Source organism: Acidovorax sp. Root267 (genome assembly GCF_001429215.1).
Taxonomy (GTDB): Bacteria; Pseudomonadota; Gammaproteobacteria; order Burkholderiales; family Burkholderiaceae_C; genus Acidovorax; species Acidovorax radicis.
Genome location: NZ_LMJC01000022.1, coordinates 208,725 through 231,809, shown reverse-complemented (window position 1 = coordinate 231,809; position 23,085 = coordinate 208,725). Strand labels below are relative to the sequence as shown.

The window sequence follows — 23,085 nt, the reverse complement described above, 5'->3', positions numbered from 1 at the left end:
CAGCCGATTTGCTATTGAATTAATAGCTGTCAGTGCTTTTCCCATAAGCGTTAGAGCCTATTTAGACTCATATTCCGCTCGAACTAAAGCTGATTCGGGTCTATCAGTCTTTACAAGGTCTGCCAGCGCGTCACCCAGTCGCGGGTGCACAAACCGGTATCCCTGCGCCAGCGCTGCAGTCCGCACCGCGTTTTGTCCGTCCAGCAGCAGGGTGGACATTTCTCCGAGCAGCACGCGCAGTGGCCAAGCTGGCATGCTGAGCCATGCACGCCGACCAAACGACGCCGCCAGAGCCTGCGCAAACATGGCCTGGGTCACCCCGTCGGGCGCCACGGCATTAACGGGGCCTTGCAGGTGCTGGTGCGCCATCGCAAACCGCACCAGCCCCACCGCGTCAGCCAGATGAATCCACGGCGCAGGCTGGCGACCATGGCCCAGCACGGCACCTAGGCCCAGGCGGGCGGCCAGCGCCTGCATCGGATAGGCGCCACCGCCGTGCCCCAGCACCACACCAAACCGCATGCGCACAACTCGCACGCCCAGGGCTTCGGCGCGCCGGGCCTCGTGTTCGATGGCCGCGCACAGGTCAGACTGGAACTCGCCGGGGCGGGGTGGGGCGGTTTCGTCCAAGGGCTCCATCGACGCGTTGGGCGATGCGCCGTAGAAGCCCACGGCCGATGCGCTGACCAAAACACGCGGGGCCTTGTGCAGGCGGCGCATCAGGCTGACGACGGCCACGGTGGTGTCCACCCGGCTGGCCAGCAGCTGGCGTCTGCGCGCCTGGGTCCACGGCATGCCCAGCACGCGGGCGCCTGCCAGGTTGACGACTGCGTCGATGGTCGTTTCAGACGGGATCGCGTCCAGGGTGTCCACCACCCACACGCTGGGGCCAAAGCTGGCGCGGGCCTGCAGGGCGTCGCGGGTCAACACGATCACCCGCTGGCCGTCGCGCACCAGGTCGGCCACCAGGGCGCTGCCCACAAAGCCGGTGGCGCCAGTGACCAGGGTGGCTGGCTGGGGTTGCAGGCCACGGGCGTGCAGGGTGGCGCTGGGCTGTGTTGGCGGTGCTGCGCGGTAGAGCTTGATGGCGGCCAGCGTGTTGCGCACGCTCCAGGCCCACACGCCGACGGCATAGGCCGTGAACAGCCACGACACCCAGCCGTGCGGGGCCAGCACCATGGCGGCGGGTTGCTGCGCCCAAGCCCACAGCACGGGGCCGATCAGGCCCAGGAAGAGGCCGTAGCTGATGGTCAGCACGGTGTGCAGCACACGCTCGAACGGCGGCAGGCGGCGGGTGCGGTCTTCTTCCAGAAAGTCGGCCAGGGTGATGCCTACTTCGATGAGCAGCAGGGCCGCGAGCACGGCGGCAAAGGCGCCGCGCCATTCAAACCAGGCCAGGCCGACAAAGACGACGCCGTAGATGCCTTCGCGCGCGGCGTGCAGCGAGAGTTCGTATCGTGCTGATGTGCGCTGGGGCAGCCGGGCCTGCAGCTCGTGGTGCCACAGGTTGTCAAACGCGCCCAGGGCAGCCTGGATGGAGAGCAGCAGGAAGATGGTGTTCATGGCGGTCATGGTGTGTGTGAGTGTGAAGATGAATCGATGCCGACGGGTGTGGTGGGTCAATCCACCACGGGATCGGTGAACACGCCGGACTGGTGGAAGGTTTCGCCCCACAGCGGGTGCACCATGCTCAGCGTGAAGCGGAACTGGCCTGCGCCCAGGTCGGTGTGGGCGACGCGGCAGGTGCCGGGGGTCAGCAAGGTCGGCACGGGGATGCGCAGGCCTGCCACCACCCACCAGAAGCGGCGGCTGCGGAACACCAGCGCGCCGTCTTCTTCCAGCACGTCCAGCGACATGGCCAGGCCGCCGTCGGTGCGCTCCAGCAGGGTGCCGTCGGTGCCCAGCTCCTTGGTGGACCGCACGGTGCGGTCTGCGCCGTGGTGGGTGCCGTGGTTGGCGTCGATGCCGGTGTGAAAGCGCCGCTCCCACACCACGCCGCCGCGGCCGTTGTGGCTGACGTTGACGGTGGCGGGCAGGGCGGTGGTGTTGATATGGGTCAGCGGGCCGCCCCAGGGCCGGGTCAGCACGGCGTAGATGTGGCCGATCAGCGAGCAGCGCAGGTCCATGTGGCCGTGGTAGCTCACGTCGGCGTGTGCGGTGCCAAAGCGGCGTTGCACGGCGGCGGGCAGGCGTGCCCAGGCTGCGGCGCCGGCCAGGGCGGGCAGGTCCAACACTGACGTTGCGTGTGCTGGGTTGGCGGTGCAGTGGCGGGGCGCTGGGGTGAAAAGGGCAAACATGGCGGGCTTTGCAAGAGTGGCGGTTGCACTCTCTATTGCGAAACCCGGGCCAGCCTCAGTGGCCGCTGCAAGTGGTTGATTTCATTGGAATTTGCGTTGTGGGCTGCATACTTGGTTTACAGTGCGCGCAGCCCCTACCGTTAACGCCAGGAACAGGTCACCACCATGTGTAGCGTCGTCCCCATCGCCACCCCCGTTCGCGCCCGCGCATGCTGATCCACGCCGTCCTCGGGTTTTCGGTGCTTGAAACGCTGGTGCTGGCCGCCTTGCTGCTGGCCTGGGCCGACCGCGTGGCGGGGGCCCGCCTGTTGGCGGCGTTTTTGATCGGCATCTCGCTGTGGATGGTCGGCAACGAGCTGCCCAACTGGCTGGGGCCTGAGACCGAACCCGTGGCGATGCGCTTGCTGGCCACCGCGCCGTTCACCTCTGCGCTGTTCTTTCATTTCTGCACGGTGTTTTGCCGTGTGGACCTGGGGCGCTGGGGCGTTGCAGTGGCCTATGCGCTGGGCGCGACTGCGTCGGTGGTTTCCATCATCCTGGTGCCGGGGCACTTGATTCACCACCGCGACATTGGCTTTATTGCGGTGGCCGACCCGGTGGGCACCATCGCCAGCATGGCCTGGGTCATTTTGGGCATTGGCGGTGTGGCGGTGCTGCTGCTGGCCTTGCTGCGCGCACGCCGGTCGGGTGATGGGCAGAAGTTTCGGCAGATTGCCGCGGTGACCGCGTCGTGCCTGTGGGGCCTGCTGTGCCTGGCGGGTTACGGCATTGCGGTGCTGGACCTGCCGATCTACCCGTTTCCGCTGCTGGGCCTGCCGCTGTATTCGTTGATTCTGGTCTATGGCATCTTGCGTTATGGCGTGTTTGTGGCCAACGCCTGGGCACGCCGCGCGCTGGTGTGGGCGCTGCTGTTGGCGCTGGGGGCGGTGGTGCTGGCGCTCACGCCGCTGCTGCCGTTCGAGTCGCGCTGGCTGGGCGGCTTGGCTGTGGCCGCCAGTGTGCTGGCGCTCAACGGCCCGGTGCGCCGCGTGGCCGAGCGGCTGGTCTACCCGGGGGGCGAGGTATCGATTGCCGACCTGGGCGCCTGGCGCAGCGCGCTGCTGTCGGCGGAGACACCCGAGGCCCTGGCGCAGCAGGCCGCAACGTTGCTGAGTGCACGCATTGGCACGCAGGTGGAGGTGCAGATTGGCGCTCCGTCCGCATCAACAACACCCTCAACGTCATCAGCGCAATCAGCGCCATCAACGCCACCCGGCAGCACCCCGCAACTGGTGTGCAACCCGGGCGAGCAAGGCTGGCAGACCACGCTGCAGGGCTGGGACGCCGCACCGCCCGGGCCTCGCCATGTGGCCGAACTGTTTGGCACAGTGGTGGCCGAGGCTGCGGCGCGGGTTGAGCAAGCCCAGCAGTTTGCCGCCCGCGAACGCGAGCGCCAGTTGCAGGCGCGGCTGGCCGAGCTGGGGGCGCTGGCCGCCACCGTGGCGCACGACATCCGCAACCCGCTCAACATCATCTCGATGGCCGTGGCCGCTGCGCCCGTCGACACCCGGCGCGAGGTGGCCGACCAGGTGGCGCGCATTGCCCACCTGACGCACGACCTGCTGGACTTTGCCAAGCCCTGGAAGCTGGTGCCCCGTGAGCTGGACCTGGCTGCCCACGTGCGCAACGCGGCCATGCGGTTGCCCGACGTGACCCTGGGCGCGGGCCTGGCCCAGCCGCTGGTGCTGCAGGCCGACCCGCGCCGCTTGGACCAGGCGCTGACCAATTTGCTGGAGAACGCGCGCATCGCGATGGCGTTGGATGCCGGGGATACCGATACCGGTGGTGGCCCAACAGCGTCAGCAACCCACAGCCCCGTGCACATCGACGCAGAAACCACCGCCGACGCCGTGCTGCTGCACATCTGCGACGCGGGCCCCGGCGTGCCGGACGAAATTCGCAGCCGCCTGTTCGAGCCCTTTGCATCGCGCAGCCCCGGCGGCACCGGGCTGGGCCTGGCCATCGTGGCCCGGATCATGGCTGCGCACGGGGGCTCGGTGGCGCTGACCGAGCGGCCGCCGTGGAGCACCTGCTTCACGCTGCGCTTTCCTTTGACGACGCAACGCCTGCCATGACAGCCCACACCACAGACGACGCAGCCGGCGCCCGGCCAGATGCAGGGCAAGACGCCGCGCCGGTGGGCGAGCCGATAAGCGACCATGTCAACGGCCACGTGCTGCTGGTCGATGACGAGGCGGCCTTTCAGCGGCTGGGCGGCGCCTTTTTGCGCAATCTGGGCCACACCGTCACGCTGGCGGGCGATGGGGACCAGGCCCTGGCAGCATTTGCCAAACAACAGCCCGAGCTGGTGCTGCTGGATCTGGCCATGCCGCCGCACATGGACCCGGAGATCGGCCTGGAGCTGATCCCGCGCTTTGCGCGCGTGCCCGTGGTGGTGTTGACCGGCCACGGCGACCACGCACTGGCCCTGCGCGCCACAGAACTGGGCGCCTGGGACTTTCTGACCAAGCCCATCGACCCTGACATGCTGCGGTTTGTGGTGGCACGCGGGCTGCGCAAGGCGCGGCTGGATGCCGAGCTGGCAACCCTGCGCGCAGGGCAGTCGCTGGACGACCTTGGCATGGTGGGGCAGGCGGCGGCCACGGTGCAACTGCGCGCCCTGGTGCGCCGCGTGGCGCCTACCCAGGTTAGCGTGCTGGTGCTGGGCCCCACGGGCACCGGCAAAGAACTGGTGGCCCGCGCATTGCACGCCTGCAGCGCGCGCCGCAGCGAGGCCTTTGTCGCCATCCACTGCGGCGCCTTGTCGGCCGAGCTGCTGGAGAGCGAGCTCTTCGGGCACTTGAAAGGCAGCTTTACCGGGGCCTACCGCGACCAGCCCGGTTTGGTGGAGGCCGCCCACGGCGGCACGCTGTTTTTGGACGAGGTGGGCGAAATGCCGCCGCCCATGCAGGTCAAGCTGCTGCGCTTTTTGCAAGAAGGCACTTTTGTGCCCGTGGGCGGCCGTGTGCCCAAGCGCGCCGACACCCGCGTGGTGGCCGCCACCCACCGCGATCTGGAAGCCATGGTGCGCGACGGCACGTTCCGCGAAGACCTGTTTTACCGCCTCAAGGGCGTGGTGCTGCGCACGCCGTCGCTGGCCGAGCGGCCCGCCGACATCCCGCTGCTGGCCACGCGCTTCTTGCACCGCGTGGCGCACCGTGCCAGCCTGTCGGCCAGCGCCCTGGCGTGGCTGATGGCGCGCGAGTGGCCGGGCAATGTGCGCGAGCTCAAGGCGGTGGTGGAGTCGGCTGGTGCACTGCTGATGCCCGACCAGCGCGAGGTGGATGCCGAGCTGCTGCAACTGGCCAGCGGGGATATGAGCGAGAGTGCGGTGGATCAAAAAACTCCTGCAGTGGCGCCATCCGGCAGCACCGGCCCGCTGGACGCCGCGCTGATGGAGCTGGAAGTGCGCATGGTGCGCGACACCATGGCGGCGGTGGCGGGCAATCAGTCGGAGGCAGCGAGGCGGCTGGGGATTTCGCGGGTGGGGTTGATCAAGAAGCTGACGCGGCTGGGGTTGAAGTGAGCCCGCGAGCATGACCAAGGCCAGGGCCACGACGGATGCAAGATTTCCCCATCTGCACCGTTGGCACTGCCCGATGCGAGGCGGGGCCGCAAAGCAGCAAAAGATGAATTGCTATGCAATGCATAGCGAAAAATCCTTATACATCAAGCGCTAGGCAGTCATTTGATTCAAATTTCGCAGTGAGTACACGTTGCGCTTCACCGTTGCGCCCCTGACCGCAGCATCCGCCATGCGTTTTCCGACCTGTCTGAATCACCGTGCCCACAGCACCCCGCCATGAACGCCCTTCACACCACACTCCTTGAACTGGGCACGGTCCGCCAAGTCGACGCGCGGCAACTGCTGCTGCGCGCGGGCGAAGTCGCACGGCGGCTGTACCTCATCGAGCAGGGTTGTGCGCGGCTGTACCTGGTGGACACGCAGGGGCGCGAGACCAGCACCCAGTTTTTCTTTGAGGGCGACGTGGTCAGCTCGATGGAGAGCTTTTTGACCGGCCGCCCCAGTGCGCTGCACCTCGTCACCATGGAGCCGTGCCGCGTGCGCGTGGTGGAGGGCACAGCCCTCAAGGCCCGCGCCAAGACCGACCCGTCCCTGCAAGCGGACATCCAGGCGCTGACGCAACAGCGGCTCATCCACTACGCCAACCTCTACACCAGCGCGATTGCCGACTCGCCCACCCAGCGCTACCAGGCGCTGCAGGCCACGCACCAGCACCAGCTGGAGCGCATTCCGCTGCACATCCTGGCGGCCTACCTGGGCGTGAGTGCGGTGCACCTGAGCCGTATTCGCCGCAAGTTGAAAGAGAACCCGCCGGAAGCCGACCCGCGCGGCTGAACACCTGAACCTTTGTTAATGACGGCGGGCCGGGCCTTTTGCACCATCGCCCCATCACATTCTTTGATGGAGTACACGCATGCAGACCCTGGTCATCCTGGCCCACCCGTATTCAAAAAGTTATTGCCACGCGCTGTACCAGCGCGTGGTGCAGCAGCTGGAAGGCGCTGGCCACACCGTGGACCGCCTGCACCTGGATGCAGACGGTTTTGACCCGGTGATGCGGGGCGCAGACCTGGCCGGGTACGCACGGGGGCAGAGCGCGGACCCGGCCGTCGCGCACTACCAGGCGCGCATCGATGCCGCCCAGCAACTGGTCTTTATCTTTCCGATCTGGTGGGAGGTGATGCCCGCGCTGCTCAAGGGCTTTATCGACAAGGTGTTCACCAACGGCTGGGCCTACAAGCCCTCAAAACACGGAGTCGAGGGCCGCTTGACCCATATCGAGCGCGCGGTGATCGTGACCACGATGAACACACCCAAGTGGGCCTACCGCTGGCTGTATGGCGACGCCGTGCAGCGCGCCCTGGTGCGTGGCACCCTGCGCAAATGTGGCGTGCGCAAGGTGCAATGGGTGGCTTTGTCGCCCGTCAGCCACGCCACCGATGCCAAACGACAAGCGTGGTTGCAGCAGGTGGGCGCCATGTTTGGGGCATAGGCATTGGCTGGAGAGACGTTTGCGCCAAGCCCTTGGGGCCACCGCCGCGCGGGGTCAGGTCGACCTGGCGCCGGCTTCAACGGATGACGGCGAAGGCGCTCCCTTTTGCGGGCGGCGCACTGTCGGTGCGCCCCGTTTGCTGATCAACAACACCCCCGCCAGCACCAGTGCGGCCCCCGCCATCTGCGGCCAGGACAACGGCTCGCCCAGCAGCCACACCCCAAAAAAGATCGTGAGCACCGGGCCCAGCGTGCCCATGAGCGCGGTTTTGGATGCGCCGATGCGTCGGATGGCGGCCGACGTCATGAACACGGGCAGCACCGTGGAGAAGATGGCCATGCCCAAGGCGTGCAGGTAGACCGGGGCGGGTTGCACCAAGGAGGCCACGGGTTGCGACACCATGAAATGCAGCAGTGTGGCGCCCGTGGAGACCAGCATGGCCAGGGCGGTGAAGCGTGCAGCGCCCAGCCTGCGGATGGCGGGCTCGCTGCCTGCCTGGTAGAAAGCGTAAGACACCGCCGAGCCAAACACAAAGCCCGCACCGATGAGCACAGCGCGCGTGTCGCCCGCAATGTGCAGGTCGTGCGCGAAGGCCAGGCCGATGCCCGCGTAGGACAGCAGCAGTGCCCCCATCTCACGCCGGGATGCCCGCTTGCCCATGAACAACACGCCGATCAGGATCGTGAGTGTGGGGTAGGTGAACAGGATCAGCCGCTCCAGGCTGGCGGTGATGTACTGCAGGCCGATGAAGTCGAGGATGCTCGCGCCGTAGTAGCCCAGCAGGCCCAGCGCAATCACCAGCAGCCCGTCGCGCCGGGTGAGCGGGGCCAGGTCGCGGCTGGCGCGCCAGCCGACCCAGGCAAACACCGGCACGGAAAACGCCATGCGTAGGCACAGCAGGGTGACGGAATCCACGGGCGTGGCCTGGGGCACCGCGTAGGCCAGTTTCACGAAGATGGCTTTGAACGAGAAGCCCAGCGCTGCCAGGACGGCAAGGAGGAGGCCAAGGCGTTCGGCGGACCAGTGTTTCCAGGGCATGGGGGATGGTGGGTGGGGTTGCGTAGAAACTGCCAGACCATGCGAAGACAACGAACGCAGTGCACATGGGGCAGTGACAATATGAAAGGATGCGGCGATAGTGCCTTATAGGCACGGCAGGCACAATTGGCATTGCCGCAACCATGCGTTCGTCAAAAACGAACGTGAGAGGGGCCTCCATTGACCTATGACTTGATTGATCTGCGCCTTTTTGTCGCCATTGCCGAAGAGCGCAACCTCACGCGCGGCGCCGCGCGTGCCTACCTTGCGCCGTCGTCGGCCAGCCACCGGCTGCGCCGGCTGGAGGAGGCGCTGAACACCTCCCTGTTCGAGCGCCAGACCCGGGGCCTTGCGCTGACCCGGGCGGGCGAGGCCCTGCTGCGCAATGCGCGCCAGGTGCTGGCGAGCGTCGAGCAGATGCATGCCAACCTCTCGCCCTTTGCCAGTGGCATCCGGGGCCATGTGAGCCTGTGGGCCAATACCCATGCCACGCACACTTTTCTGCCCGACGACCTGGCGGGTTTCCTGAAGCAGCACCCGCAGGTGAGCGTGAGCCTGGAGGAGCGCACCAGCGCAGAGATCGTGGTCGCGGTGGCCAGCGGTGAGATCGAGGTGGGTGTGCTGGCAGACAGTGGCACGGGCGCGGGTGTGGAGTTGTCGCCCTACCGGCAGGACCGCCTGGTGCTCATCGTCCCGGCGGGCCATGCGCTGGCCGGGCGGGCGAAGGTGGGATTTGCGGAGGTACTCGACCACGCCTTTGTCATGCTGCACGCGGGCTCGGCCATTCATACCTTCACGATGAATGCTGCCGCCGCGCTGGGCCGGCACCTGGATGTGCGCATTCAGGTGCGCAGCTTCGAGGCCGTCTGCCGCATGGTGGGGGCGGGCGTGGGCATTGGCATGGTGCCACGCGGTGCGGCCTTGCAGGTGGCCGGCCTGAGCGAGCCGCCCGTGGTGGTGGAGATGGACGAACCCTGGGCACAGCGCGACTTGCAGGTCTGCGTGCGCAAGGGGGCCGAGCGCTCAGGCTTTGCGCAGACGTTGGTCGACTATTTGCGCGCAAGCGGCAGCAAGCACCGGCAGGCGGCCATCACGGCCGGGCGCTGACGACCTTGGCCCCCGCCGCCCGTAGGCCGGCGACAACCTTGCCCGGTGTGGCCGCTGGCACGACCAGCGTCGCCAGCTCCTTCAGCGCCGCAATGCCGAAGGGGGAGGCGGTTCCGAGCTTGTCGATGGAGGCCAGCACCACGGTTTCTGCGGCGCGCGCATGCAGCGTGCGCTTGACAGCGGCCTCCTCGAAATCGCCGGTGGTCAAGCCAGCGTCGGCATGCACACCTGTCACGCCCATCAGGTACAGGTCTGCGCGCAGCCTCATGGCGGCTTCGGTCACGCTGGCGCCCACGTTCACCATCGAGTGGCGGAACAGGCGGCCGCCCAGCATCAGCACCTCCACCTGCAGGTGGTCCGCCAGCGCCACGGCCACGCTGGGGCTGTGGGTGACCACGGTGGCGCGCAGGTTCAGCGGAAGGTGCTGCACCACCTGCAGCGATGTGGTGCCGCCATCGATGATCACCACCTGCCCAGGCTGCACCAGCGCGGCCCCGGCGCGGCCCAGCTCACGCTTTTCGTCGGTGGCAAGTTGCGCGCGCACTTGCAGGCTGCCCACGGCGGCAGAAGCGGGCAGGGCACCGCCATGCACCCGTTGCAACCGCCCTTCGGCCGCCAGTTCACGCAGGTCGCGCCGCACCGTGTCTTCGGAGATGCCCAGCTCTTCGCTGAGCGCACGGGCCACGATCTGGCCGTCCTGCTGAAGCCGGTGGAGGATGAGTTGCTTGCGTTGGGTGGTGAGCATATGGGCCCGTATTGTGGTGCGGATGGGTGTCAGTGGTTGCGCGAAACTGCCTGAAAGTGCATGATACTGCACGATTGCAATTTTTCGGAGAAACCATGTCCATTGCGCCCCCGGCCGACTCTCCTTGGCTCGTTCTGATCGCCGGCCCTTATCTCTCGGGCACCGACGGCGACCCCGCCCGGATCGCCGCCAACCGCGAACGGCTTGAAGCCGCAGCGTTGCCCATCTACGAACGTGGCCATTTGCCGCTGCTGGGAGAGTGGCTGGCCCTGCCCATCATCCACGCGGCGGGCGGGCAAGAGCCTGGCGACGCGGTGTTCCACGCCTACCAATACCCCGTGGCCGAGCGGCTGCTGGCCCGCTGCGACGCCGTGTTGCGGCTGCCCGGCGCATCGCGCGGCGCAGACATGGACGTGGAGCGGGCCCGGGCGCGGGGCCTGCCCGTGGTCCACCACGTGGATGAACTGCCGATGCGGCTGGCCGCTGGCGAAGGGGCTGCCGCATGAGCCGTCCACCACCACCTCCCATCGCCGCGCAGGCGGACCATGTGCGGCTGCTGGATGTGCAACTGCTCTCCAACGACTGGTATGTGCTGCGCAAGATCACGTTTGAACTGCGCCGCCGCGACGGCCAGTGGCAGCGCCAGAGCCGCGAGGCCTACGACCGGGGCAACGGCGCCACGCTGCTGCTGTATGACCCGCAGCGCCACACCGTGGTGCTGACGCGCCAGTTCCGCCTGCCTGCGTTCATCAACGGAGGCGCCGACGGCTATCTGATTGAGGCCTGCGCGGGCTTGCTGGATGGCGACGACCCCGAGACCTGCATCCGCCGTGAAGCGGAAGAAGAAACGGGCTACCGCATCCGCCAGCCGCGCAAGGTGTTCGAGGCTTACATGAGCCCAGGCTCGGTCACCGAGAAAGTGCACTTTTTTGTGGCCGAGTACGAACCGCAGGACCGCATCCGCGAGGGCGGCGGCCTGGCCCAGGAAGGGGAGGACATCGAGGTCATTGAAATGCCCCTGGCCGACGCCATCGCCGGAATCCATGCGGGCACCATCCAGGACGGCAAGACGGTGATGCTGCTGTTGCATGTGGCGCTGATGCTGCAGGGGGGGCGCCACAAGCGGGTAACCTCGGCACCCTCGCAACGCACGTTGGCCGGCCCCGTGGCGGCCGATGTGCCGAAGCCACTCTGCCGCAGCCCCAACACACGCCTTTGATCCCCATGCAAGCCCTGCTCGACGCCATCGCCCACATGCCTTTGCCCACGGATGCACAGCGCATCTTCCACGGCCGGGGCGGGCGCCACCCCGGTTGTGAGCAATGGACGCTGGACGCCTATCCGCCGGTCTACGTGCTCACCAGCTTCCTGCCTGCAGGCGAAGACACTGAAGCCCAGCTTGCGACGGTGGGCGCTGCACTGGCCGCGCGCTGCGAGCAGCTTGCCCCCGGCCAGCCGCTGAACTGGGTGTTCCAGTGCCGCAACGAACAACTGCGCACCCAGGGCCGCACCGAGACACGGTTGATGGCGGGCGCCGTGCCCGAGCCGCATGCGGTGACGGAGCACGGCCTGACATTCAAGGTGCATGTGCTGCGCGGCCAGAACCACGGCCTGTTCCTTGACATGGCCGAAGGCCGCCGCTGGGTGGACGCCTTTGCCGCTGCACGCAGCACGGACCGCTATGGCCTCAAGGTGCTGAACCTGTTTGCCTACACCTGCGCGTTCTCGGTGGTGGCGCTGCAGGCAGGGGCCAGGCAGGTCGTCAATGTGGACATGAGCCATGGCGCCATTGCCGTGGGCCAGCAGAACCACCAGCTCAACGGCCTCACCACCGGCGCCAGCTTTCTGGCGCATGACATTTTCAGCAGCTGGGGCAAGATCACCCGCAGCGGGCCGTATGGCCTGGTCATCGTGGACCCGCCCAGCTACCAGAAGGGCAGCTTCGTGGCCACCAAGGACTACGCACGGCTGATGCGCCGCCTGCCCGACCTGCTGGCACCCGGCGGCCACGCGCTGCTGTGCCTGAACGCGCCCGAGCTGGGCGTGGGCTTCCTGCAAGAGCAGATGCAGGAGCTGGCGCCTGAGCTGCAATTTGTGGAACGGGTGGCCAACCCGGCCGCGTTTGCGGACGTGGACCCGGAACGCGCCCTCAAGGTGCTGGTGTACGCCGCTCCGAATCTTTGAACAGGTTCTCAGGGCCGCTTGCCAGTGCCATTTAGGCTTTGTGGATTGCCGGTGGCTTCTGATATTCTTTGCGGCGCCTGTGTGAACAGGTCCGCATTCCCACGGCCTTGCCGCCTGCCGCATTCCTGGCGCTTTGGTGCGCGCTTCACCAGGTTCTTCTCATCGACGTATGGTCCGATTTTTTCTGATTTTCATCGCCGTATTGGCGGTCCTCTTTCGCATCGACATGCTCGATGACGTGCAACGGGTCGCCATCGAGCCCTGGACCAGCCTGCTCGCAACCGCCAGCGCGGCGCTCATGACCCCGCTCGACTCGGATGTGGCGCACCACGGCCGCATCCTGATGAGCAAGGCCACGGGCTTTGCGGTGTCCATCGAGGCGGGCTGCAACGGGGTGGAGGCAGCGATCATCCTCATCGCCGGCATGATCGCGTTTCCCTCGAACTGGAAACACAAGCTCGCGGGCATCGCCATGGGCATTGCGGCGGTGCAGGTCGTCAACCTGCTGCGCATCATCAGCCTGTATTACCTGGGCAAGTGGAACATGACCGTGTTCGAGTTTGCTCACCTGTACCTCTGGCAGGCACTCATCATGCTGGATGTGCTGGTGGTCTGGATGCTCTGGATTCGCTGGATCGCCCGGCAACAACCTCCCCAACCCGCCATTCCAAATGCAGCTTAGTTCGGTCGGACGTTTCCTGCTGGTTGCCATCGTCAGCCTGCTGTGCCTGATGCCGCTGTGGTACTACCTGTCGCCACAGCTGTCCAAGCCCGTGTTTTTCATGGCGGGTGAGGCGGCTTCCACCCTGTTTCACTGGGCATTGAGCTACACCCAGAAAGAGACCACGGCGTTGTTGAACACCACGCTCAAGGTGGTCTCCGTGCAAAACGGCCAGTTCAAGTCGGGCAAGCTCGCCCCCCTGGTGGACTACCGCTTGCTGGGCTACGGCATCGTGATCTTCTGGGCTCTGGTGCTGGCATCGTTTCCCCGTCACTGGGGGCGCAAGCTGCTCATAGGCTCCTTGGCCATGCTGCCGATCCAGGCACTCAACGTGGCCCTGCAGTGGTGCAACGATGTCTTCAACCGGGCGGGGCCTGAGGTGTTTGTGCAGACGGGGTTGCCCGGCTGGGTGGCCGACGTGGTGGCGTTCCTGTACCACTTCAACCTGTTCATCTTTACCGCGCTGGCCCCGGTGATGCTCTGGCTGTTGCTGGACCGGGAGTTTCTGGCCAAGCTCCACGCCCAGGCACGCGCTGCGGTGGCCGTTCAACGGCCGCAGTGAAGCGGGGTGGCCCCAGGGCTGGCCCGAAGCACGACAAGCCAGCTGGTGACCTCAGCCCAGCATCTTCATGATCACGGCCCATTCGGCAGGCTCCACCGGGGTGATCGACAGGCGGTTTCCGCGCTGCAGCACCCGCATCTGCGCCAGATCCGCGTGTTCCCGCAGCTCCGCCAGGCCCACCACCCGCGTCTTGCGCTGCGCCTGCACATCCAGCAGCAGCCAGCGGGGTGTGTCGGCGGGGGATTTGGGGTCGTAGTAAGGCGACGCGGGGTCAAACTGCGTGGGGTCGGCCCGCGTGCCGCTGGCCACACGCGCAATGCCGGCAATGCCTGGTTCGGGGCAGCTGGAGTGGTAGAACAGCACGCCATCACCCACCTGCATGCCGTCGCGCATGAAGTTGCGGGCCTGGTAGTTGCGCACACCGGTCCAGGGCACGGTGGCGCCCGGGGCAGACAAGGCGTCGTCGATGGAGCACTCCTCGGGTTCCGACTTCATGAGCCAAAAGCGTGGGGGACGGGCCGACAGGGGTGAGGGCGCCGAGGGCGGTGTTGCAGCGGGATGGGGTTGTGCCATGGCGACATTTTGGCAAACACCGCAATGCCCGGCATCCACCTGGTGCGTGCAAAATGGTGGAGCAATGCTACATTTTTGGTAGCTAATGGCGCTTATCTAACAAGCGCTGGAGGCCAAATTTACCTTCAAAACATGGATCGCGCCAGGGATTGCACCGGCGAAATGTGCGCAGCAGAATCTGGCTGCAACCTCGTCTGCCTGCCAGTCCGCCAAGATAAGGTGGCCCGAGTTGGCAGTTCAGCCGGGTTCAGCGCAATGCACCCACCCATTAAAACGATGGCAAGAAACACCTCCAAAAGCACCCGCAACGAAACCCCTGTTGCCTCTGGCTCGGACCGCAAGCGGGCGGGCTCGTGGTGGTTCGGCCTGTTTGCACTGCCCTTTGCCGCCGTGGGCGTGGGCATGCTGCTGCTGGGCGTGTTGCCCACCTTGTACGACTGGTCGCGCATGCAGTTCTGGCAACCGGCGCAGGCTACTCTGGTCTCTGCGCAGCTCAACACCAGCCGCAGCAGCAAGTCCACCACGTACCACGTCACGGCGCGCTACCGGTACCAAGTGGCGGGCCGCGAGTACGAGGGCGACCGCGTGGCCATCGGCAGTGGTGGGGACAACTTGGGGGATTTTCAGGAGGCGCTGGGTGAGCGGCTGGAGCATGCGCTGCAGAACGGGCAGCCGGTGCCCATCTGGGTGAGTGCCTCCAACCCCGCAGAGGCCGTGATCGACCGCAGCCTGCGACCCGGCCTGCTGGCATTCCAGATGGTGTTTGTGGTGGTGTTTGGTGGCTTTGGCGTGGGCATGCTGGTGCACCTGCTGCGTGCACCGTCGCGGGCAGGGCGCAAAACGTCGGCGCAGCGCGCCGTGGCTGGGGGCACACCCGGCAAGGTGGAACGCATTCCGGGTGGCGTGCAGATGTATTTTCCGGCGGGGCGGTGGTGGGGGCTCAAGCTGGCCCTGGGGTTGGTCGGGTGTGTGTTTCTGGCCGTGGGCCTGCTCGTGCCCTGGGAACAGGAGGCCCAGGCGGATGTGGCGCCCTGGCTGTTCCGCCTGCTTTTTGGGGGCATGGGTGGGGCGGTGCTGATCAGCAGCTTTTATGCGCTGGCCAACAGCCTGCGGGTGCGGCTGGACCACGACGGCCTGCGCACCGAGCGGCGCCTGCTGGGCCTGATGCTGCAGTGGCACCAGGTCCCCGCACACGACATTGCCCGGCTGAACGTGGTGGAGAGCTATGCGGTGGAGACCAATGGCCGGCGCCAGGTGTATTTCCGCATCGAGGCTGCACTGCGCAGCGGCAAAAAGATCACCATCGCCCAGGACCTGCAAGGGCGCGCGGAGGCCGACCGCATACTGGCGTCCATCGGTGGCTGGACGGGCTACCCCATCCGCTGAAGTTCACCGCCCTTAGAACCTGTTCCAGATCTTTTCAGGGCAGCACAAGTGCCTTGCCGGGATGGGATGCAAGGCGCGGGGTGCAGCCAATAGCCCGTGCTATTGGCAAGCGTCGCAACACAGCAGACCGCCCGACAAGGCACTTGCCCGAAGGGTTGGAGTGAAATCGGGCGATTGGAAGCCCCGGCTGCTTGCATGGGCACGAGCCCATGCAAGCATCCGAAGCATCCACGTCCATCACGATGGCACTCCAATGCGATCCCCGAAAAGGTTTTGAACAGGTTCTTAGCCCGCCTTGCGAAACGTGAGGTTGATGCGGTGCGCGCCTGTCAGCGGGTGCATGCCCTCGGGCAGCGGCAGCACGCCGTGAAACCGCAGCCGTGCCAGGCCGCCCCACACCACCACATCGCCGTGCACCAGCGCAATGCGCCGTGCCTTGTCGGCCCGCTGGGCACCGCCCCACAGGAACACGGCCGGAATGCCCAGCGACACGGACACGATGGGGTGCGCATAGTTGCCCTCGTCCCGGTCCTGGTGCAGCGACAGCCGGGTGCCGGGTGCATAGCGATTGACCAGGCAGGCATCGGGCGCAAAGCCAGGGAAGCCTGCTGCCGTAGCAGCATCAAGCGCCAACTGGCGAAACAGCGGTGGCATGGCCGGCCAGGGCTGGCCGCTGTCGGGGTCGGTGGGGTCGTAGCGGTAGCCGCGGCGGTCGCTGACCCAGCCCAATTTCCCGCAGTTGGTCATCGCCACCGACATGCGCAGGCCGCCCGGCGTGATGAGGTGCCTGAAGGGCGCCTGGGCCGTGACCTGCTGCACCGCCGCAAGCAGGTCGGCCGCCTGCGCCAGCGCAAAACCGCGCAGCACCATGGCGCCGGGCTCCAGCACTTCTGGCGGCTGAATGGGTTGGGGTGGATCGTCGAAAAGACGGAGGCTCATAGAGGTGGCAATCCATGGCGGCAGTGTTGCCCGCAGCCGTCGCCACTGGCACGCGCCATGCCAGTGCCACCGTGGAACCGGCTTCGCCGGGCCACCGGTGGCGTCCCCGGAGGGGAAAATGCGAAGCGGCACAGGGGGAGCATCATTCAGCATCGTGAAAGATCACGCCCAGCGTGTGCCGCTGCCCACTGCGCAACCGGCTCACGCCATGGCGCATCTGCACGCGGTAGGGCCCGCGCGTGCCCTGCACGGGGCGGTGGTGCACGGCAAACACCACGGTGTCACCGCGCTGCAGCGGCACGACCTCGGCCCGCGACTGCATGCGCGGGCGCTGCTCGGTCAACACGAATTCGCCGCCGGTGAAGTCGCACCCTGGCTCCGACAGCAGAATCGCCACCTGCAGCGGGAACACATGCTCGCCATACAGGTCCTGGTGCAGGCAGTTGTAGTCGCCAGCGGCGTACTGCAGCAGCAGTGGGGTGGGGCGCACCTGGCCTGCGGCGTGGCAGCGGGCGATGAACTCGGCATGCCGCGCCGGGTAGCGCACATCGATGCCCATGGCGGTGTTCCACTGGTTGGCGATGGGCGCCAGGTGGGGGTACAGCGCCTCGCGCAACCCGGCGACCAGGCTGGGCAGGGGGTAGCTGAAATACCGGTATTCGCCCTGGCCAAATCCGTGGCGCTGCATCACCACGCGGCTGCGGAAGGTGGTGGCGTCGGCGCTGCCGTACAGCCGGGCCACGGCCGCACATTCGGCGGCACCCAGCAGTTGGGGCAGCACGGCGTTGCCCTGTTGGTGCAGGGCCTCGGCGGCCGCATGCCAGTCTATGGCGGCCGCGCGTTGTACCCATTCGCTGTTTTGCAAGGCAGGTGAGGTGGGCAGTGGGATAGCGCTCATGCCACCTTCTCCACCCGCTGCTGTGCGGGCTCTGCGGCGGATTCGCGCGTGAGCAGCGCACGTTTGCGCTCCACGCCCCAGCGGTAGCCTGACAACGCACCATCACTTTTCACCACCCGGTGGCAGGGAATGGCCACCGCCAGCGCATTGGCCGCACAGGCCTGCGCCACGGCCCGCACGGCAGTGGGCGCGCCGATGCGCTGGGCCACCTCGGCATAGCTGGCGGTCCGCCCTGGAGGAATGGCCTGCAGCGCCTGCCACACCCGCTGCTGAAACGCCGTGCCGCGCACATCCAGAGGCAGGTGCAGCCCCAGGCCCGGGGCCTCGACAAACGCCACCACCTGCGCCACCAGCGTTTCAAACGTGGTATCGCCGCCGATCAGGTTGGCGTGCGCAAACCGGTCCTGCAGGTCGCGCGCCAGGGTGTCGGCATCGTCCCCCAGCAAGATCGCGCAGATGCCCCGGTCGCTTTGCGCCACCAAGATGGCACCCAGCGAGCACTGGCCAATGGCAAACCGGATGTCCTGCGCCGCACCGCCTGCACGGTAGTGGCTGGGCGTCATGCCCAGTACCTGGGCCGACTGTTCATAAAAGCGGCTGCTGGACTGGTAGCCCGCGCCGTAGATCGCGTCCGTCACCGAGGCCGTGGGCTGCTCGCCGAGTGCGCTGCGCAGGCGCTGCGCGCGCTGGGCGGCTGCATAGGCCTTGGGCGTGAGGCCCGTGGCCTGCTTGAAGATGCGGTGCAGGTGCGATGCGCTCAGGCCCACTTGTGCGGCCAGCGCATCCAGCGTGGGAGCGCCAGCGGCTGCTGCGCTTTCGATGATCCGGCAGGCTTCGGTGACCAGGGCCGCGTGGTGCGACAGCGCCGTGGGTTGCCGGGGCTTGCAGCGCTGGCAGGGGCGAAAGCCGGCGGCTTCAGCCTCTGCGCAGCTGGCATGGAACCGCACGTTCTCAGGCCGGGGGGCGCGCGCCGCGCAACTGGGGCGGCAGTACACGCCCGTGGTCTGCACCGAATACCAAAAGCGGCCGTCCGCCGCCGCGCTGCGCGCCACCACCGCCGCCCAGCGCGGGTCGGCCTGGGTGGCGGCGGCCTGTGCAGCCTTGGCGGAGGGGGTAGCACGGCTGGGCATGGCGGTGAAAGGTTGGGCCAGGGCGTTGACGCTGCGGTGAATGGTGTTCAAGTTCATGGTGGATGGCTCACAAGGTAGATTGCGATGCCATGCACTCTAGGGACGGGGTGGGCGGGGCGCACTCCGAAGCTTGCTTTTGAATTCTGCGCCAAGCCACCGAGGTGTGCCGGGTACGGGTTTGCTCTCAATTTAATAGCTGCTAGCGCATGAATATAGTGCGCAGGAGGCCAAAAACAGTGAGAAATCTCCCAGTCGACGTGGGGAATTGATCGCGCCCCCATCTTTTAGACTGCACGCGGTTTGCCGCCAGCGCCCAGACCCACCAAAACAAAGCCCATCACTCGGGAGGAGATTCATTGAAGCCACACATCCACCACACACGCAGGGCAGGGTTCCGCAAGGCCTTGTTGCTGGCCTTGTTTGCCACCACCGTGGGCACGGGGTCGCCCGCCTGGGCCGCCGATCCACAGGCCACCCACCCTTTGGTAGGCCGCTGGAAGGTGACCAGCATCAACGGCGCACCGCCGCCGAAGTTCCTGGCCGGCCAGGTGCTGGTAATCCAGGCCGATGCCCAGGTCATCAACCTCGACCTGACAACATCCGGTGGCGCCGCAGCCTCTGAGGGCGCTGTGCAGAAAGCCCTGCGCGATGCGCTGACGCGCGGCACCTGGCGTGCCGACAAGGCACGGCTTTATGTGTCGAACAGCCCGCGCCGTGACAGCGGCAGCGCCTATGCCATCACCGAGCAGGGCAAGTTGTTAAGCCTGGACCCGGACCCGTATTTTTCGAATGCAGACGTGCCTTCCAAGGCCACGTATGAGCGTCTGCCGTGACGCGCGCTGCAACCTCCCGACGCGCGGCGCCAAGGCGCGAAAAGCTGCCGGGAGGTATTTGGGTACTTGCCTTGTTCGCCGTGCCCTTTGCTGCAGCGGGCATGGGCATCTTTTGGTTCATGGTGGCTTCGCCGCTGTACGAATGGGCGCGCATGCAAACCTGGAAGCAGGTGCCCGCACTAGTCGAATCGGCCACGCTGCAAAGCCACCACGGTAGCAAGGGCAGCTTTAGATTCAGCGTTTCGGTGCGCTATCGCTACGAGGTGGGCGGCGTGACCTACACAGGGCAGCGCGCGACCATTCACGAACGGCCCGACAACATCGGCAGCTTTCAAGAGCAACTGGGCCGACGGCTAAAGGGCGCACAGCGCACGGGCACGCCGGTGTTGGTGTGGGTGAACCCCACGCGCCCCACCGAGTCGATTGCTGACCGCAGCCTGCGGCCAGGCCTGCTGGGTTTGGCGCTGGGTATTGCGGTGTTGATTGGCGGTGTGGGGTTGCTGGTGCTGACCGCGGTAGTGCGCAAGGTGTGGGGCGGGTTGCGGGCTTCTGCAGCGTTGTGAGCCTGCGGGGCGAGAAGCGTTGGCCACCCGCTGGGTGAGGTGGCTGAGCCGTCGCTGAAACGGCCTCTCAGCACCGCGACCAGGGATCTTCCGCATCGGCGCTTCATCGCTTGTAGTAAAGATTGAATGCTATTACAAATATAGCTAATAGCGCTTTCTGGATAAGCGCTAGCGGCCAAAAACAATCAAACTTCAGGCGGCTGCAGTGGCCGGGGCCGCCGTTTGCCCGTGCCGCCCCAGCGCAGCGCGTCTTCACCCGGAATGCCCAGCGGATTGTTGGCCGGTTCGGTGAGTGGCGCCAGCAGGGCGCGCAGGTCGGCCTCGCTGAATTTGGCCGCGCCTTCGGCGTCGTGGCCCAGCACGCCCTGGGCCAGCGCGGCCTTGCGGGCTTGCAGCTCCAGCATGCGTTCTTCGATGCTGCCTTCCACCACCAGCTTGTAGACAAACACGGGCTGGTCCTGCCCGATGCGGTGGGCGCGGGCCGTGGCCTGTTCTTCCACAGCGGGGTTCCACCAAGGGTCGAGATGAATCACTGTGTCGGCGGCGGTGAGGTTCAGGCCTAGACCACCGGCCTTGAGGCTGACGAGCAGGATGGGGGCGCTGGTTGCGTCCTGCGCCTGGAACTGCCGCACCACCGCGCCGCGCTGGCGGGGCGGTGTCTGGCCTGTGAGGGTGAGGTAGGGCAGGGCCAGGGTGTCGAGCAACTCGGCCGCCAGCGCGAGCATTTCGGTGAACTGCGAGAACACCAGCACGCGGCGCCCTTCCTCGACCAGGGCGGGCAACATGTCGGCCAGCAGTTCGAGCTTGGCGCGCTCCATCGTCTGCGCGGTCTTCGTGGTGCCTTTCACCAAGCGCGGGTCGCAGCAGACCTGGCGCAGCTTGAGCAGGGCGTCGAGGATGGTGATCTGCGCGCCGTCGAAACTCTGGCGCTCCAGCGCGCGGCGCACCTGCTTGTCGGCGGTGGTGCGCACGGCCTCGTACAGCTCGCGCTGCTTGCCTTGTAGCTGCACGCGCTGGATGACTTCGGTGCGCGGCGGCAGTTCGGTGGCCACGTCCTGCTTGCGGCGGCGCAGGATGAAGGGGCGCACGCGCTGCGACAGGAGCTGGGCGCGCAGGGTTTCACCGTTTTCCTCGATGGGCTTGCGCCAGCGGGCGTTGAAGCTGCGCACATCGCCCAGAAAGCCGGGCATCAGGAAGTCGAACTGGGCCCACAGCTCGCCCAGGTGGTTTTCGAGCGGCGTGCCCGTCAGGCACAGCAGGTGCGGGGCCTGCAGCTTGCGCAAGGCGCGGGCGCTGCGGCTGCCGGCGTTCTTCACCATCTGCGCTTCGTCCAGGATCAGCAGGTGGAACGGCTGTGCGGCCAGCGCCTCCACGTCGCGCCAGAGCAGCGGGTAGGTAGTCAGCACCAGGTCGTGGTCGGCCATCTGCAGATAGCGCTGGCCTCGGCTGGCGCCATGCAGCGCCAGCACGCGCAGGCCGGGGGCCATGCGCGCGGCCTCGGCCTGCCAGTTGAAGAGCAGCGAGGTGGGCAGCACCACGAGGGCCGGGCGGGTGAGGCGCCCGGCCTCCTTTTCGGCCAGCACGTGGGCCAGCGCCTGCGCGGTTTTGCCCAGGCCCATGTCGTCGGCCAGGATGCCGCCCAGGCCCTGCGCGCGCAGGTACTGCAGCCAGGCCAGGCCCTCCAGTTGATAGGAGCGCAGTTGCACCTGAAGTCCCTGCGGCGCGGCCACGGGCTGCGGGGTGCCGATGGTGCGCAGGCGCTTGGTCAACTGCGCCAGGCCCGCGTCGCCTTGCAGCTGCCAGTCGTTGTTCCAGCCATTGACCGTGCCTACGCGGTGGGCCAACACCAGCCCGGCGCGCAAGGCTTCGATGCGGCGGGCCTCCCAGGCGCCCAGGTGCAGCGGGTCGCCATCCTTGCGCTGGTTGCGCGTGGGGTCGGTCAGCAGATCGACCATGGCTCTCACGATGGCCTTGAGCGGCCCGGCGGGCGCGTCGATGCGTTTGCCGCCCGGGGCACGCAGCGAAATGATGGCGATGTCGTCAATGGCGGCCATCTGCCGGGCGTTGAGCCAGCGCGCGTCGCGGCGCAGCAGGTCGGCCAGCATGGGGGCCAGGTCCAGCGTTTCGCCGTCGATCTCGATACCCAGGCTGAGCAGCCAGGCGCCTTCGCGCTCGGGCAGTTGCAGTTTTTGCACGGGGCGCTCGCGTGGGCCGAGTGGGCCATCCACTTCCTTGCCCAGCAGTTCGCCGGTGTCGGGGGCAATGTGCAGCTTCCAGCGCAACACGGGCACGCTTTCGTGCGCGAAGCCCGGTTGCACCACCACGCTCCAGCCTCTGGCGCGGAGTTTGGGGATCTGCTCGGCCCAGAAGTCGCCAAAGAAGGCCTCCTGTGCCAGCGTCCACAGCGGGCCCAGGCTGGCTGCAGCATCGCGGTTGCGCCATTGCAGCGAGCGGGCGTCCACGGGCAGCAGGCCCAGGTCCCACACCAGGTCCATGGCGTCCGACTCGGCCGCCACGTCGCGCTGCATGCGCACCACGGGACCGCCGGTGTCATACAGGTCCTGCAGCGGGGCGGGGCGCGAGTTGAGGATGGAGGTAGGGGCGGGTGTTTGCCAGGCGATGGCACCCGGCGGCGTTTCTTGGGTGCGGTAGGTCCAGTCGATCTGGGCCAGCGTCACGCTGTCGCCGCGCGGCCCCATCTTGCCCTGAGGCTTGAGGCCCAGCAGGCCGTCGCCACGGCCCAGCGTCATCAGCGTGATGCGCGGGCGGAAGTGCCCGGTGGCGATGCCGGGCGGTGGCGCGGTCCGCTGGGTGCGTGGCGTGGCAGTCTCTGTGTCGGTCTCGTCGCCCCGCATCAGCGCCATCACGCGTGCAGCCTCGGCGTCCGTCAGCGGGGGCAGGGCCTTCAGCGCTGCTGCATTGGCCTGGCGGCGCAGGGCGGTCACCCAGGCGGCGATCACCGCCTGGCGGTCGGATCGCGGCGGCGCGGGCGGCTCGGCGGGGGAAGGGAGGTCACCGGGGTGTGTCACTGGCCGGTGATTGTGCCGTGCCC

At 67.1% G+C, this 23,085-nt stretch carries 21 protein-coding genes and 1 pseudogene; 13 read left to right on the top strand and 9 right to left on the bottom strand.

What is annotated here, in order from left to right; all coding sequences use genetic code 11:
* Positions 1-57 precede the first annotated feature (57 nt).
* Positions 58-1,572, bottom strand: a complete 1,515-nt coding sequence (locus ASE39_RS15045; RefSeq protein ID WP_057271679.1) for a TIGR01777 family oxidoreductase — start codon at positions 1,570-1,572, stop codon at positions 58-60.
* Between the two features lie 47 nt (positions 1,573-1,619).
* Positions 1,620-2,297, bottom strand: coding sequence for a DUF4166 domain-containing protein (locus tag ASE39_RS15040; protein WP_057271678.1), 678 nt, complete (start codon positions 2,295-2,297; stop codon positions 1,620-1,622).
* A gap of 209 nt (positions 2,298-2,506) precedes the next feature.
* On the opposite strand from ASE39_RS15040, the gene ASE39_RS15035 reads away from it, so the two are divergent.
* The 4 genes from ASE39_RS15035 (at position 2,507) to ASE39_RS15020 (ending at position 7,354) form a co-directional block, all read left to right on the top strand.
* Positions 2,507-4,411 (top strand): HAMP domain-containing sensor histidine kinase, encoded by a 1,905-nt coding sequence (locus ASE39_RS15035; RefSeq protein ID WP_057271677.1) that lies wholly within the window; start codon positions 2,507-2,509, stop codon positions 4,409-4,411.
* Complete coding sequence (locus tag ASE39_RS15030) at positions 4,408-5,862, top strand: sigma-54 dependent transcriptional regulator (protein WP_199864281.1); 1,455 nt, start codon at positions 4,408-4,410, stop codon at positions 5,860-5,862. The genes ASE39_RS15035 and ASE39_RS15030 overlap by 4 nt, the downstream gene beginning before the upstream one ends.
* 276 nt (positions 5,863-6,138) lie before the next feature.
* On the top strand, positions 6,139-6,696 hold the full coding sequence (locus ASE39_RS15025) for a Crp/Fnr family transcriptional regulator (protein WP_057271676.1): 558 nt from the start codon (positions 6,139-6,141) through the stop codon (positions 6,694-6,696).
* 79 nt (positions 6,697-6,775) lie between these two features.
* Entirely contained in the window at positions 6,776-7,354 is a 579-nt protein-coding gene (locus ASE39_RS15020; protein WP_057271675.1) for an NAD(P)H-dependent oxidoreductase, read from the top strand.
* 54 nt (positions 7,355-7,408) lie between these two features.
* Here ASE39_RS15020 and ASE39_RS15015 read toward each other — a convergent pair whose 3' ends face one another.
* A complete protein-coding gene (locus ASE39_RS15015; protein ID WP_057271674.1) occupies positions 7,409-8,392 on the bottom strand; it encodes a DMT family transporter in 984 nt (327 codons plus the stop codon).
* A 180-nt stretch (positions 8,393-8,572) separates the two neighbouring features.
* Here ASE39_RS15015 and ASE39_RS15010 point away from each other — a divergent pair, with 180 nt between their 5' ends.
* Positions 8,573-9,499, top strand: a complete 927-nt coding sequence (locus ASE39_RS15010; RefSeq protein WP_057271673.1) for a LysR family transcriptional regulator — start codon at positions 8,573-8,575, stop codon at positions 9,497-9,499.
* Here ASE39_RS15010 and ASE39_RS15005 read toward each other — a convergent pair.
* Entirely contained in the window at positions 9,483-10,244 is a 762-nt protein-coding gene (locus ASE39_RS15005) for a DeoR/GlpR family DNA-binding transcription regulator (protein WP_057271672.1), read from the bottom strand. The two genes, ASE39_RS15010 and ASE39_RS15005, sit on opposite strands and share 17 nt — an antisense overlap.
* A gap of 95 nt (positions 10,245-10,339) precedes the next feature.
* On the opposite strand from ASE39_RS15005, the gene ASE39_RS15000 reads away from it, so the two are divergent.
* The 5 genes and pseudogenes from ASE39_RS15000 (at position 10,340) to ASE39_RS14980 (ending at position 13,711) form a co-directional block, all read left to right on the top strand.
* Positions 10,340-10,750: a hypothetical protein gene (locus ASE39_RS15000; protein WP_010458366.1), complete on the top strand. Its 411-nt coding sequence runs from the start codon at positions 10,340-10,342 to the stop codon at positions 10,748-10,750.
* Positions 10,747-11,334 (top strand): annotated as a pseudogene (locus ASE39_RS14995) (NUDIX domain-containing protein); the annotation flags it as partial. The gene ASE39_RS15000 and the pseudogene ASE39_RS14995, both read left to right, overlap by 4 nt.
* A gap of 134 nt (positions 11,335-11,468) precedes the next feature.
* Positions 11,469-12,428, top strand: coding sequence for a class I SAM-dependent methyltransferase (locus ASE39_RS14990; protein ID WP_029412918.1), 960 nt, complete (start codon positions 11,469-11,471; stop codon positions 12,426-12,428).
* A 169-nt stretch (positions 12,429-12,597) separates the two neighbouring features.
* Positions 12,598-13,110 (top strand): exosortase H, encoded by a 513-nt coding sequence (gene xrtH / locus ASE39_RS14985; protein WP_010458363.1) that lies wholly within the window; start codon positions 12,598-12,600, stop codon positions 13,108-13,110.
* A complete protein-coding gene (locus ASE39_RS14980; RefSeq protein ID WP_010458362.1) occupies positions 13,100-13,711 on the top strand; it encodes an exosortase H-associated membrane protein in 612 nt (203 codons plus the stop codon). Before xrtH ends, ASE39_RS14980 begins: the two co-directional genes overlap by 11 nt.
* 51 nt (positions 13,712-13,762) lie before the next feature.
* Here ASE39_RS14980 and ASE39_RS14975 read toward each other — a convergent pair whose 3' ends face one another.
* Positions 13,763-14,206: an EVE domain-containing protein gene (locus ASE39_RS14975; protein ID WP_057271671.1), complete on the bottom strand. Its 444-nt coding sequence runs from the start codon at positions 14,204-14,206 to the stop codon at positions 13,763-13,765.
* A gap of 354 nt (positions 14,207-14,560) precedes the next feature.
* On the opposite strand from ASE39_RS14975, the gene ASE39_RS14970 reads away from it, so the two are divergent.
* Complete coding sequence (locus tag ASE39_RS14970) at positions 14,561-15,670, top strand: DUF3592 domain-containing protein (RefSeq protein ID WP_057271670.1); 1,110 nt, start codon at positions 14,561-14,563, stop codon at positions 15,668-15,670.
* A gap of 285 nt (positions 15,671-15,955) precedes the next feature.
* Here the strand turns inward: ASE39_RS14970 and alkB are convergent, their stop codons facing one another.
* The 3 genes from alkB to ada all read right to left on the bottom strand — a co-directional run bounded on the left by alkB (position 15,956) and on the right by ada (position 18,637).
* Positions 15,956-16,609 carry a DNA oxidative demethylase AlkB gene (gene alkB, locus ASE39_RS14965; RefSeq protein ID WP_057271669.1) on the bottom strand — a complete coding sequence of 218 codons (654 nt, stop codon included), beginning with the start codon at positions 16,607-16,609 and terminating at the stop codon, positions 15,956-15,958.
* A gap of 142 nt (positions 16,610-16,751) precedes the next feature.
* On the bottom strand, positions 16,752-17,507 hold the full coding sequence (locus tag ASE39_RS14960; RefSeq protein WP_242421458.1) for a 2OG-Fe(II) oxygenase: 756 nt from the start codon (positions 17,505-17,507) through the stop codon (positions 16,752-16,754).
* On the bottom strand, positions 17,504-18,637 hold the full coding sequence (ada, locus tag ASE39_RS14955) for a bifunctional DNA-binding transcriptional regulator/O6-methylguanine-DNA methyltransferase Ada (RefSeq protein ID WP_057271842.1): 1,134 nt from the start codon (positions 18,635-18,637) through the stop codon (positions 17,504-17,506). Before ada ends, ASE39_RS14960 begins: the two co-directional genes overlap by 4 nt.
* A gap of 356 nt (positions 18,638-18,993) precedes the next feature.
* Here ada and ASE39_RS14950 point away from each other — a divergent pair, with 356 nt between their 5' ends.
* Both ASE39_RS14950 and ASE39_RS14945 read left to right on the top strand, forming a co-directional pair.
* Positions 18,994-19,470, top strand: a complete 477-nt coding sequence (locus ASE39_RS14950; RefSeq protein WP_140426796.1) for a hypothetical protein — start codon at positions 18,994-18,996, stop codon at positions 19,468-19,470.
* Positions 19,467-20,033: a DUF3592 domain-containing protein gene (locus ASE39_RS14945; RefSeq protein WP_282434129.1), complete on the top strand. Its 567-nt coding sequence runs from the start codon at positions 19,467-19,469 to the stop codon at positions 20,031-20,033. The genes ASE39_RS14950 and ASE39_RS14945 overlap by 4 nt, the downstream gene beginning before the upstream one ends.
* Positions 20,034-20,218: 185 nt before the next feature.
* On the opposite strand, the gene ASE39_RS14940 is transcribed toward ASE39_RS14945, so the two are convergent.
* Positions 20,219-23,062, bottom strand: coding sequence for a DEAD/DEAH box helicase (locus tag ASE39_RS14940; protein ID WP_057271666.1), 2,844 nt, complete (start codon positions 23,060-23,062; stop codon positions 20,219-20,221).
* Positions 23,063-23,085 lie beyond the last annotated feature (23 nt).